13 protein-coding genes and 8 tRNA genes are annotated in these 12,374 nt (G+C 37.7%); 20 read left to right on the plus strand and 1 reads right to left on the minus strand.

Features of this window, described 5'->3' with window-relative positions; all coding sequences use genetic code 11:
* Positions 1–17: 17 nt before the first annotated feature.
* Positions 18–638, minus strand: a complete 621-nt coding sequence (locus MWJ95_RS16545; protein ID WP_249076247.1) for a rhomboid family intramembrane serine protease — start codon at positions 636–638, stop codon at positions 18–20.
* 64 nt (positions 639–702) lie between these two features.
* Between MWJ95_RS16545 and acpS the strand changes: the two genes are divergently transcribed.
* The 20 genes from acpS (at position 703) to MWJ95_RS16645 (ending at position 12,152) form a co-directional block, all read left to right on the plus strand.
* Positions 703–1,056 carry a holo-ACP synthase gene (acpS, locus tag MWJ95_RS16550; RefSeq protein WP_249076246.1) on the plus strand — a complete coding sequence of 118 codons (354 nt, stop codon included), beginning with the start codon at positions 703–705 and terminating at the stop codon, positions 1,054–1,056.
* A gap of 268 nt (positions 1,057–1,324) precedes the next feature.
* Complete coding sequence (locus MWJ95_RS16555) at positions 1,325–2,434, plus strand: LolA family protein (protein WP_249076245.1); 1,110 nt, start codon at positions 1,325–1,327, stop codon at positions 2,432–2,434.
* Positions 2,435–2,653: 219 nt separating this feature from the next.
* A complete protein-coding gene (gene alr / locus MWJ95_RS16560) occupies positions 2,654–3,775 on the plus strand; it encodes an alanine racemase (RefSeq protein WP_249076244.1) in 1,122 nt (373 codons plus the stop codon).
* Between the two features lie 333 nt (positions 3,776–4,108).
* The gene (locus MWJ95_RS16565; protein WP_249076243.1) at positions 4,109–4,372 is read left to right on the plus strand and encodes a hypothetical protein; all 264 of its coding nucleotides are present in this window, start codon (positions 4,109–4,111) and stop codon (positions 4,370–4,372) included.
* Positions 4,373–4,376: 4 nt separating this feature from the next.
* Positions 4,377–4,727, plus strand: a complete 351-nt coding sequence (locus MWJ95_RS16570) for a type II toxin-antitoxin system PemK/MazF family toxin (protein WP_049663446.1) — start codon at positions 4,377–4,379, stop codon at positions 4,725–4,727.
* A 382-nt stretch (positions 4,728–5,109) separates the two neighbouring features.
* A complete protein-coding gene (locus MWJ95_RS16575) occupies positions 5,110–5,511 on the plus strand; it encodes an anti-sigma regulatory factor (protein ID WP_249076242.1) in 402 nt (133 codons plus the stop codon).
* A gap of 12 nt (positions 5,512–5,523) precedes the next feature.
* Complete coding sequence (locus tag MWJ95_RS16580) at positions 5,524–6,519, plus strand: PP2C family protein-serine/threonine phosphatase (protein WP_283175762.1); 996 nt, start codon at positions 5,524–5,526, stop codon at positions 6,517–6,519.
* A 65-nt stretch (positions 6,520–6,584) separates the two neighbouring features.
* Positions 6,585–6,920 carry an STAS domain-containing protein gene (locus MWJ95_RS16585; RefSeq protein ID WP_249076241.1) on the plus strand — a complete coding sequence of 112 codons (336 nt, stop codon included), beginning with the start codon at positions 6,585–6,587 and terminating at the stop codon, positions 6,918–6,920.
* The gene (gene rsbW, locus MWJ95_RS16590; RefSeq protein WP_249076240.1) at positions 6,917–7,387 is read left to right on the plus strand and encodes an anti-sigma B factor RsbW; all 471 of its coding nucleotides are present in this window, start codon (positions 6,917–6,919) and stop codon (positions 7,385–7,387) included. Before MWJ95_RS16585 ends, rsbW begins: the two co-directional genes overlap by 4 nt.
* Complete coding sequence (sigB, locus tag MWJ95_RS16595; protein WP_249076239.1) at positions 7,365–8,150, plus strand: RNA polymerase sigma factor SigB; 786 nt, start codon at positions 7,365–7,367, stop codon at positions 8,148–8,150. The genes rsbW and sigB overlap by 23 nt, the downstream gene beginning before the upstream one ends.
* 172 nt (positions 8,151–8,322) lie before the next feature.
* On the plus strand, positions 8,323–10,500 hold the full coding sequence (locus tag MWJ95_RS16600; RefSeq protein WP_249076238.1) for a Tex family protein: 2,178 nt from the start codon (positions 8,323–8,325) through the stop codon (positions 10,498–10,500).
* A gap of 320 nt (positions 10,501–10,820) precedes the next feature.
* Positions 10,821–11,282, plus strand: coding sequence for a SprT family protein (locus MWJ95_RS16605; protein WP_249076237.1), 462 nt, complete (start codon positions 10,821–10,823; stop codon positions 11,280–11,282).
* Positions 11,283–11,370: 88 nt separating this feature from the next.
* Positions 11,371–11,447: transfer RNA gene (locus MWJ95_RS16610), tRNA-Asn, on the plus strand.
* Between the two features lies 1 nt (position 11,448).
* Positions 11,449–11,520, plus strand: a tRNA-Glu gene (locus tag MWJ95_RS16615).
* A gap of 36 nt (positions 11,521–11,556) precedes the next feature.
* Positions 11,557–11,632: transfer RNA gene (locus MWJ95_RS16620), tRNA-Asp, on the plus strand.
* Between the two features lie 5 nt (positions 11,633–11,637).
* Positions 11,638–11,712: transfer RNA gene (locus tag MWJ95_RS16625), tRNA-Gln, on the plus strand.
* A 15-nt stretch (positions 11,713–11,727) separates the two neighbouring features.
* Positions 11,728–11,800: transfer RNA gene (locus tag MWJ95_RS16630), tRNA-Lys, on the plus strand.
* 66 nt (positions 11,801–11,866) lie between these two features.
* Positions 11,867–11,952 (plus strand) — tRNA-Leu (locus MWJ95_RS16635).
* A 26-nt stretch (positions 11,953–11,978) separates the two neighbouring features.
* Positions 11,979–12,055: transfer RNA gene (locus MWJ95_RS16640), tRNA-Arg, on the plus strand.
* Positions 12,056–12,078: 23 nt separating this feature from the next.
* A tRNA-Gly gene (locus MWJ95_RS16645) sits at positions 12,079–12,152 on the plus strand.
* The last annotated feature ends 222 nt before the right edge of the window (positions 12,153–12,374 follow it).

A 12,374-nucleotide genomic window follows, 5' to 3' on the forward strand; every position in this document is an offset into this window, starting at 1 on the left:
TGCTTCTATTGTACCAATTACTTACCCGCCATCTTTTGTTTACGCCAGCTTAAAATTCTTTTTGGATGTAAGTAAACGAGTCCAAGAAGGAATCCTGCTACTAATCCGCCTAAGTGAGCATAGATATTAACATTTGGCTGTAGGAAAGTCATAATAACACTGATAACGATGATTGGCAAAATAAGTTTACGAAGCATAGGCATTGTTCGACGCGTATAGTAAACAAGCGCTCCGAAAGCACCGAAAATTCCAAATATAGCCCCGCTTGCACCAAGACTAACATAACTACTATCATTAAGAAGATAGGTTGCCATGTTGCCTACAATACCTGACAGTAAATAAATTGTAATAAATCGTGCCTTGCCAGCAATTTTTTCAAGCTCCGGTCCGAATAAATACAATGAAAACATATTAAAGAAAACATGCAAAAAGCCAGAATGTAAAAACATTGCAGATAAAACACGCCACCATTCACCGGCTTGTATAAGGAAGTTCGCTTGAACTCCGTAATTCAACACATTTTCTCCTACTCCAGGTAAAATAGATATTACATAAACAATTAAATTAAGCGCTATTAATGTTGAAACAATCGGATAATACTTTGTATATTGCTTAAAATTTTCTGTTCTACTAAACATAACTCCACCTCAATTTACAATCATTATACATGGCTTTATAGAAATAGGAAAAGGGGAAGTTTAAATGATTAAAGGAATTGGTCTCGACATCGTAGAAATTGACCGTATTGCTAAAGCGATGCGGAGAACATATAAATTTAAAGATCGTATTTTAACTGAAAAGGAAAAAGTTTTGTTTGATGCACATTCAGAAACTCGTAAAATAGAATTTTTAGCCGGACGATTCGCTTCAAAGGAAGCATTCTCGAAGGCATTAGGGACGGGTATTGGTGAAGAATGTAAGCTTCATGATATTGAAGTTTTAAGAGGGGAAGCAGGGAATCCTGTTTTATACTTCAAAGGAGAGCTTGTAAATGGATTCGTAAGTATCACACACTCTAAGGAATACGCAGCAGCACAAGTAATATTATTACAATAATGATAAACACAGCTTTCGCCATATATACATTTAGATAAATTGATTGGAGTGGAAACTGATCGCCCCGAAAAAGTGCCTATTCGGAGTAGGAATGCCACCGCATGTTAGGGTGTTGAGTTAAATGCCTCGGCTATACGTGCGTCTGGAAGTTAAGTGAAAATAAATTTCTGAGTGAAGATAAATATATTGCCCATGTTCAAATGACATAACTGACAAATACGGTTCATATATTGTCGTAGTGGATTTGAAAGAAGGAAAGGGTGAAAGCGTGGGCAACCGTATAGTTAAGTGGCTCGTCTTATTTTGTACGATATTACTTTTATCGGCATGTGGTACAGACTCACAGGAAAAAGTGTTAAAGAAAGTTAATGGGAAATGGGCAGAGGCAAATGGTTATGAGTTAAATGCTACGATGGAGATTAAATCTGGTGGAGATCCAAAAAAATATGATGTAACAGTTTGGCATACGAAACCTGATTTCTATCGAGTAGAAGTAGTTGAAAGTGGGAAAGATGTTTCACAAATGATAGTGCGAAATGCAGATGGAGTTTTTGTCGTTACACCTACATTAAACAAAATGTATAAATTCCAAAGTGATTGGCCAAAGAAAAATAGTCAAGCCTATTTAATAGGTGCACTAGCAGAAGATTTAGCTCAAGATAAAAATTTAGTCATGAAAGAGGAGGACAAAGCATATATATTTGAAGCGGCTACTAGAAATAGCTATAAAAATAGTATGCCTCATCAAGTTATAACAGTTGATAAAAAAACGATGCTCCCAACTTCTGTAGTGATTATGAATGATGTAAAAGAAGAACAAATTCGTATTACATTTAAAAATATAAAATTAGGTGTTCAACACGCGGCTAAAGAGTATGCAGTTGAGCAATTTACAGAATCGGATGAAACAAAAGGTGAACAAGCTACACCATCAGAAAAAGGAAACAAAGATAAAAAAGACAACAAAGACGGTAAGGAGAGCAACAATAACCCGAATGGAAATGAAGAGAAACAGGCAGTAAGTGCAGAAGCCGAAAATAAAGAGTTCCAAACTCACTACCCTGTTGTTAATATAGAAAATACTAAGATGGTGGAAGAGAAAGTCATGCAAGAGGGTGGAATGGACCGTGTCATCTTAACATTTGATGGTGACAAACCATTTACGGTCATGCAACAACCAGTTACGAAAGAGGCTGCTATGCTGCCAGTATCGTCTCCTGGTGATCCGGTAGATTTAGGGTTTACGATTGGTGCTATTACCGATACATCTATTAGTTGGGAACAGGATGGCGTCGAATTCTTTGTTGCCTCTAGTAAATTGACTCGTGAAGAAATGGTGCAAGTAGCCACTTCTATGACGATAGGTAGTATGAAATAATTTTTCTAGCTACAGCTTTCTATATGGAAGGCTGTAGCTTGTTAAGTAAATTAGTACAGTTTTGATGAAAATTAACACTGTTTAGAAGTCGTTAAGTCATATATGATAAAAGTTATGTAGAAAATTAGTCTGAAATAGAACAACTTATGTAAAAACAGTAGAGAAAAGGCGATTTATTCGATACATAATGTTTTAATAAAAAATAAAGAGGGTATTCTAATGAAGACACAGCAATATTTTAGACCAACGAAAGCAGTTATAGACTTACAAGCAATTCAACAAAATGTAAAAAATTTAAAGAAGCTACTTCGACCTCATGTTCAAATTATAGCTGTCGTAAAGGCAAATGCATACGGTCACGGAGATGTAGCCGTTGCAAAAGCAGCGCTTGAGGCAGGTGCAACAATGCTTGCCGTGGCAACGCCCGATGAAGCATTACATATTCGAGCACATTTTGACGAACCAGACATACTAATATTGGGTGCCTCTCCAGTTTCATTTGCACCATATGCTGCTCAGCAACGTATTATTCTTACTGCATTTGAAAGTGAGTGGGTACAGCAAGCGGCTCCGTTGATAGCTAATGAAGCAAATTCTTTACGGCTACATATTAAAGTAGATAGCGGAATGGGCAGAATTGGTGTTCGTTCAGAACAAGAATTATTAGATCTATATCAAACAATACAAAATACAGTTAATGTGGAGCTTGATGGGATATTTACACATTTTGCGACTGCAGATGAAGAGGATACTTCATACTTTGATAGACAGGTACAATTGTTTGAGAAATTTGTATCTGCCTTACCTGAAAAACCTAGACTTGTTCATGCTTCAAACACGGCAACATCTTTAGTAAAAGATGCGCATTTACAATTTGATGCGGTTAGATATGGTATATCGATGTATGGATTAGCACCATCTTCTTACGTAGAAGGTATTTTACCATTTCCGTTACAGCCGGCGTTCTCGCTTGAGAGTGAGCTAGTTCATGTGAAACAGTTACAAGCGGGTGATTCAGTAGGCTATGGAGCTACTTTTGTGGCCTCATCGGATATGTGGATAGGAACGATACCAGTAGGCTACGCTGATGGAGTAATTCGCAAATTAGGTGGACAAGAAGTGCTAATTGATGGCCAAAGAATGCCGATTGTTGGACGAATTTGTATGGACCAATGTATGGTTGCCTTGCCAAAAGCATATGCTATAGGGGAGAAGGTAACACTCATTGGCCGTCAAGGACAGGATGCTATTTCTATGAATGAATGGGCAGCAAAGCTTGAAACCATTAACTATGAAGTACCATGCATTATTACAGCGAGAGTTCCTAGAGTATACATGTAATCTTTAAGCTGTATCCTAACAGAAGTAATTTTAAATAATTTTGTATAGGCGGTTTAAATTTGGACAAATGAATACTATACTAAAGCACTAAACAACTTGGTGAATAACTAACTACAGAAGAACATGTTAGCTTACCAAGAAGCTGAGTCATCCATAATTTGTGACAAATTGCAAGATGAATGAATCGGCATATACCTTCGACAACCTACATATTTTTACAACTTGGACTTTAAATTGTCAGATATTTTGTCATTTCATGTCTTTTCAACAATATCTTTCAATGGTAGAATGGGTAGTAATGAAAAGTGGATGGTTCCGTTGGAGGTGCTTGCTGTGTATGAGAAAAAGTTAAGAGAAGCTACAATTGCTGTTCAGGATAGTCTATTTCTACAAACAAAGGAAGTAATTGAGAGTGAATCTATTGCGCGTATTTTGTCGCGCAAAGTTTTAATGCAGGAGCAACCAAATCAAATACGGGAAGCTATGATGAAAGGATATGTTGAAATGTCTCATATTAATCTGAGTATTGCAAGTGAATGCTTGCATGCAGAATATGAAGCACAACATACGGTGGAGCGTCTCGTTAGCGGGGGATGACACTTTGAATGTAAAACGTGGTGACGTTTTTTTTGCAGATTTATCACCGGTAGTTGGGTCCGAACAAGGGGGCACTAGGCCGGTGCTGATTATTCAAAATGATATTGGCAATCGATTTAGTCCGACTGTCATCATCGCAGCTATCACTGCACAGATTCAAAAGGCAAAATTACCGACGCACGTTGAAATTAATGCTGAAAAGTATGGTTTTGAACGTGATTCGGTTATTCTGCTCGAGCAGGTGCGGACGATTGATAAGTCAAGATTGACAGATCGTATAACGCAACTTGACCATGCATTGATGGAGAAAGTGGATGGTGCATTGATGATTAGTTTAGGGCTTGTTAAATTTTGATATACATATATGTATAGTGGCATCGAGATGAATTTTCATCTCGATGCTTTTTTATTTTCATTTAGTGAAATGTAAGCGTAGTGCTAACGTAGCGGCAGCAACAACCAAGTCTATTTGTAAAATTACGCCAAGGCAAAATTGAATCTCTGTATTACCATAAATTGAAATCACTATTCAAAAATGGTATTAATATATTAAAGATATAAAATTACAATAGATTTTTGAAAAAAATAAAGAATTTTATCTTTTTCGACAATAACTTGGTCTATATGAAACGCTAAAAATTATAAGGTGAAATTGATGGAGATTTACAATATAGTTTTTCATTAAGTAGGTTGGAAAAGTGTAGGAGTATATCTCTTAAAGAATTGGAGGGGCAACAGTGACCATTAAGTCTTCGGTTGAAATTATTACTGAGTGGGATATAGTAGCAGCAAGACAACTGGGGCGTGACGAAGCGAAGGCGCTTGGATTTGACACTGTTGATCAAGCACGAATCACTACAGCTATAAGTGAACTAGCCCGAAATATATATTTATATGCAAGGATAGGTGTCATAGAAATTGAAAAAGTAGAAACGGACACTGAGAAGAAAATAATTGTTATTGCAACGGATCAAGGCCCAGGAATAGAAGACATTCGAAAAGTGATGGAGGATGGCTATTCCACATCAGGAGGGCTTGGTGCGGGTTTACCAGGCGTTAATCGATTGATGGACAGTATGGTTATTCAGTCGGTTATTGGAGAAGGAACAACGATAAGAGCTGAAAAATGGCTACGTTAGGATGTGGAATTGTTGGACCGATTAGAATCTCAATATAAAAAGATTTTGTCAGATTATATGGTAGATCAAACTGAAAAAAATTTATATATTGCTCAAAACTTCACTCGTCAGTTAATCCAAAAGAATATATCTCCAGAGGATGTTGTCAGTATTCATAAAAATGCAGTTGAGCAACTTTTTCCAAGTAGAATGAGTGAAGAACAGTTTGCATATGATTTTCTTATTGAAGTTATGGTGCATTATGGCATGGCTCATAGAGAGCACCAAAGCTTATTGCAAAAACAGGCAGAGTATGAAATGGAAATGATAGTTGCTACAAACATTCAGAAAACATTACTTAAAACAGACGTACCACAACTTTCAAATGTTGATATAGGAATGATATCTATTCCAATCCGGAAGATGAATGGAGATTACGTTCACTTTCTATATAATCGAGATGATTATTTAAGTGTAGCTGTGACAGATGTGGTAGGTAAAGGTGTTCCAGCTGCATTATGTATGTCTGTGGTAAAATATGGTTTAGAAGCATTGGAATATGCATCGAAAGATCCTTCATATGTATTAGAGGTCATTAATCGAGTGATTGAAAAGAGTGTAGATGACAGTATGTTTGTTTCTATGTTTTACGGTTGCTTGGATATGCAAAAGAGTATTTTTTCTTATGCTTCTGCAGGTCACGAACCTGCTCTCCATTATAGTGCTAAACATAATAAATTTTTTCCTTTAGAATCGACAGGATTATTACTAGGGGTGTTGTCAGAAACAAAATTTTCGTACAACGAAATTTCTTTGGAAGAAAACGATATTGTCATTATGATGACGGATGGTGTTACTGAATTTAGAGCTCATGATGAAATGAATTCACGAGAAGTCATTACATCATTAATATTGGAAAATAAACACTTATCAGCTCAACAATTATGTAATCTTCTTTATAAGCAAATTGAAAAAATACAGGATTTTAAACTATCAGATGATTTCACAGTTGTAATTATAAAAAAATAGGGTTTCAATCTTTGCAATTAAGGGAATAGAAAAATAGTCTAACAAATATGGTGGAGGTATGCTGTATGGATATGGCGATACACTTTAAAGAACTTGATAATAAACTATATGGATTTGTTGAGGGCGAAATAGATACTTATACTGCTTCACGTCTTAGAGAAGAATTAGAGGCAGTAAAAATTACTGAAGGAAAAGAAATAGTGCTTAATCTATCGAAGGTTAATTATATGGATAGTACAGGGTTAGGTATTTTTGTAGCCTTTTATAAAAGGACGTTACGTGAAGAGGGTAAAGTTAAACTTGTCGGTTTATCGGATAGATTACAAAGATTGTTTGAAATTACTGGTTTAAGCGATTTAATGGATATTGAAACTGATAAAAAGGTGGAATTACGAAAATGAAGGAATTTGATTATATTGAGATAAGAGTTCCTGCAAAACCGCAATTTGTCAGTGTGATTCGATTGACGGTTTCTGGCTTAGCTAGTCGCGTTGGGTTTAATTATGATGATATAGAAGATTTAAAAATTGCAGCAAGCGAAGCGGTAACGAACGTTGTGCATCATGCATATAAGGATGAAGAAGAAGGCGAGATCGTCATTGGCTGCGCTTTATATGAAAATAAACTAGAAATGATGATTGCAGATTACGGCAATAGTTTTAATTTTGAGGAGATAAAGTCGAAAATTGGTCCGTATCATCCTGAAGAGAGTATTGCGGGGCTACGCGAAGGTGGTTTAGGGCTGTATTTAATGGAAACTTTGATGGATGAGGTGATGATAAATAACGATGGTGGCGTAACTGTTTTCATGACAAAGTATGTCGCTAGAGAGCAGGTGGAAAACAATGTCGAAAGAATTACTACCTAAATCTTCGGCCAAGGAAGATATACTAAGGTGGATTGCATTGTACCAATCAACAGAGGACGATGAAGCACAAACAAATTTAGTAATGCATTATCGATATTTAGTTGAATCCATTGCGCGCAAATATTCGAATGGTAAATCTCATTATGAGGATATTACTCAAGTAGGTATGCTAGGATTGCTAGGTGCTATAAGACGTTTTAATCCTGAAGTTGGTCGAAGCTTTGAAGCATTTGCAGTACCAACGATTGTTGGGGAAATTAAACGGTTTTTACGTGATAAAACCTGGGATGTTCATGTACCAAGACGGATAAAAGAATTAGGTCCGCGAATTAAAACAACAGTAGAAGCGTTGACAATTGAGTTGCAGCGCTCTCCGTCTATTAAGGAAATCGCGGATCGATTAGAAGTGGAAGAAGAAGAAGTTTTAGAGGCTATGGAGATGAGCCGTAGTTACCATGCTCTTTCTATGGATCATTCCATAGAGTCAGATTCTGACGGTAGTACAGTAACTTTATTTGATATTATGGGTAAAGAAGATGACGGTTTTGAAATGACCAATAAAAGAATGATTGTTTCTGATGCTATGAAGTCTTTAGATGAGAGAGAAAGAGAAATTATTCAGCTTACATATTTAGAGCAACTCACACAAAAAGAAGTTGGGGAACGATTAGGCATTTCTCAAATGCATGTATCAAGAATACAAAGGAAAGCAATCAAAAAATTACAGGAATCTATCTTAGTCAGTGATAATGTTTCGCTCTGAGCGAGGGGCTTTGTATAGTATGCTTCAAGACGTTAAAGCGTTATACGACGAAGGGTGAGGCAAAACAGCCCCTTCTTTAATAAATAGTTTACTCTCCATTCAGAGTAGACTATTTTTTTGCAATTTTAGTAAAGTGTAATGGTAAAATGAAAAGAAAAAAGGTAGTGATGATGTGGAACAAAAGCAAATTTTACAGCTCATTGCAAAGGATGTAGCTATTAAGCCAGGTCAAGCCGATGCTGTTATTAAATTATTAGAAGAAGGGAACACCGTGCCATTCATAGCACGTTATCGAAAAGAAGCTACTGGATCCCTTGATGAGGTACAGATTAAAGCTGTAGAGGATCGTTATCACTACATACAGCAACTTGAACAACGTAAAGAAGAGGTTATACGATTAATTCACGAACAAGATAAACTAACACCTGAATTAGAACAAGCTATTCAAGCAGCAACTGTTTTGCAGCGTGTAGAGGATTTATATCGACCTTATAAACAAAAACGCCGAACAAAGGCGACTATAGCAAAAGAAAAAGGATTAGAACCTCTTGCGGATCTTCTATTAGAGTATCGTAGTGATGATTTAGAACAATTAGCAATGGCTTTCGTAGATGAGGAGCATGTTGCCAATATTGAGGATGCGTTAGCTGGGGCTCGAGATATTTTAGCAGAGCGCTTTGCTGATGAAGCGGCAATCCGTGAAAAAATTCGTACGTATTCATGGAAAGATGGAGTACTCACAACAAGTGTCAAGAATGCAGAGGCGGACGAAAAAAATGTTTTCGAAATGTATTACGAATATGAAGAGCCGGTAAATCGTATTGTCCCACACCGTATTTTAGCTGTAAATCGTGGCGAGAAAGAAGACATCTTAAAAGTGGCAATCCAAGTGCCAATCGATCGAGTATTAATGATTATGTGGAAGGAATGGATTCCCGCTACAGGTTCTTCACCGGCAATTGCCGAAGTAAAGCTAGCGATAGAGGATTCGTACAAGCGTTTAATTCAGCCTTCTATAGAACGCGAGTTGCGAAATGAACTGACAGAAAAAGCAGAGGCACAGGCAATCCACATTTTCTCTGAAAATTTACGTAATCTTTTACTACAGCCTCCAATGAAAGGGAAATATGTATTGGGTGTTGATCCCGCGTACCGTACAGGTTGTAAGTTAGCTGTTGTAGATGAAACTGGGAAAATGCTAGAGGTTACAGCCATTTATCCACATCCGCCAAAGCCAGATGTAGCAAAATCAAAAGCCGTTGTGAAAGAGATTTTAGCAAAATACCCAATTACTATAATAGCTATTGGTAATGGCACTGCCTCACGCGAAACAGAACAATTTATAGCGGATGTATTGAATGAGCTTAAAACTGATACGGCCTATGTTATTGTCAATGAAGCAGGGGCATCTGTTTATTCAGCTTCTGAAATTGCCCGTGCAGAGTTTCCTGATTTACAGGTAGAACAGCGTAGTGCGGTTTCTATTGCACGTCGCTTGCAGGATCCATTGTCGGAGCTAGTAAAAATTGAGCCGAAAGCAGTTGGAGTAGGTCAGTATCAGCATGATGTCTCTCAAAAAAAATTGACGGAGTCCTTAACATTTATAGTAGAGACAGCTGTTAACCAAGTTGGTGTTGATGTTAATACAGCCTCAGCTTCGCTATTGCAATACGTTTCTGGATTATCTAAAACGGTTGCGGAGAATATTGTGAAGGCTCGAGAGGAAAATGGACAATTTACTACTCGTGCTCAGCTAAAGAAAATCCCACGACTTGGTGCCAAAACGTATGAACAAGCAATTGGGTTCTTACGTGTACCCGGAGCCAAAAATGCATTTGACACTACGGGCATTCACCCTGAAAGCTATAGTGTAGCCGAGCAGATTTTAGAGGTAGCACAAATTGATAAAAAAGAGCTTGGGACGCAGAAGGCAGAGGAAGCCATTGCAAAATTAGATGTAGAAAAATTAGGTGAAGTTTTAGATGTTGGAGTTGTCACAATACAGGATATTGTGGATACATTAATGAAACCAAGTCGCGATCCACGTGATGCATTCCCTCAGCCTTTGTTGAAAACCGATGTATTAAAAATGGAGGATTTACAAGTTGGGATGGAATTGCAAGGTACGGTGAGAAACGTAGTTGATTTCGGAGCATTTGTAGATATTGGCGTGAAGCAGGATGGGCTTGTGCATATTTCGAAATTACAAAAAAGACGTATTAAACATCCATTAGAGGTTGTTGCTCTCGGTGACATTGTGACAGTTTGGGTAGAACAAATAGATGTTAATAAAGGGCGCATTTCATTAACAATGCTACAACCCAAAGATCAAACGATCGAAGCAAAATAAACGGGGGACTTCATCTCGCTGATTATTAATCTTCGAAGTGATACGAGCGACGGAAAGAACCCCCGAAGTAACGGAAAGAATCGCTAAGGCGACAGAAAGAAATTCCAAAGCAACGAAAAAAAAACCGAAGTAATGGAAAGAACTTTCACGAATCCCTTTTCGGGTGGTTTGTAAACTGCCGTACTTCCCTGGTGCTAATTCAAGGTAGGCGTCTTGCACCTTCAGTACAGAAAAATTACTGTCTATTAATGCAGGATAAATTTATACCACACTGTTCATACTATGCAGTGTGGTATTCTTATTGTTAGAGGTGATACGATATGAACAATGAGGAACTACAAAATCTTGTTAATCGAATATCATTAGAGAGTTTCTTGAAGCCATTTATGCATCGAGCATATTTTAATCCAAGGCTGCGTTCAACAGGTGGACGTTATCTTTTGCAATCGCACAATATTGAAGTTAATCCAAAAGCTTATGAATTGTATGGTATTAGCGAAATAGAAGGTATAGTTCGACACGAATTATGTCATTATCATTTACATTTGGAAGGCAAGGGATATCAGCATCGAGACAAAGATTTTCGAGAGTTATTAGTAAAAGTAAATGCTCCTCGTTTTTGCTCAGTATTGCAAATCCCTAAAACATCTAGAAAAAAACAACGTCGACTTTATACATATACATGTGTAAAATGCCAACAATTATATGTAAGGAAAATTAAGATGAATGTGGAGAGATACTGTTGTAGCAAGTGTTTAGGGCGTTTAACATTAGTGGAATAAAAAAATAATAAAAAAGGGTTGACGTTCGTTATAGATGTCTATATAATAGTAAAAGTCGACAAGATAACGACGACAAAATATGAATTATTCCGAAGTAGCTCAGTTGGTAGTAGCACCTGACTGTTAATCAGGTTGTCGCAGGTTCGAGTCCTGCCTTCGGAGCCATGGCCCCTTGGTCAAGTGGTTAAGACACCGCCCTTTCACGGCGGTAACACGGGTTCGAATCCCGTAGGGGTCATTTCATTAGTTTAATTCATAAAAATATAGTAATATTGGTCCCGTGGTGTAGCGGTTAACATGCCTGCCTGTCACGCAGGAGATCGCCGGTTCGATCCCGGTCGGGACCGCCACTTATTGGGGTATAGCCAAGCGGTAAGGCAACGGATTTTGATTCCGTCATGCCTAGGTTCGAATCCTAGTACCCCAGCCATTCATTTCTTAATTTGAGCCATTAGCTCAGTTGGTAGAGCATCTGACTTTTAATCAGAGGGTCGAAGGTTCGAGTCCTTCATGGCTCATCTTTTTAAGGAAAAAGGTTGACTTTTTGGATTATCGTAGTATAATAAGAAAGTTCCTAATTGAATGCGGTCGTGGCGGAACGGCAGACGCGCTAGGTTGAGGGCCTAGTGGGGGCAACCCCGTGGAGGTTCAAGTCCTCTCGGCCGCACCAAGTCGATTTATGAATATATATAATATGCGCCCGTAGCTCAATTGGATAGAGCGTCTGACTACGGATCAGAAGGTTATGGGTTCGACTCCTGTCGGGCGCGCCATTTTAAAAAAATATTATTTCTTTGCGGGTGTAGTTTAATGGTAAAACCTCAGCCTTCCAAGCTGATGTCGTGAGTTCGATTCTCATCACCCGCTCCAAAAAACTTATTGACATTCGTATTTTTATATAGTATGATGTAGAAGTTGTCGCTTGAAAGCGACCTTATGAACCTTGAAAACTGAACAAGCAAAACGTAATCAATAAAGTTTTTAGTAGCTAACCTTGAGTTAGTGAACAAAACACAATTTTGGACATCAAACATGATGCCAGCAAAACAATTTGAGCTAATCAAATTTCTTTTTATGGAGAGTTTGATCCTG

Origin of the sequence: Lysinibacillus sp. Bpr_S20 (assembly GCF_023337835.1) — a bacterium.
In the GTDB taxonomy this organism is placed as follows: domain Bacteria; phylum Bacillota; class Bacilli; order Bacillales_A; family Planococcaceae; genus Lysinibacillus.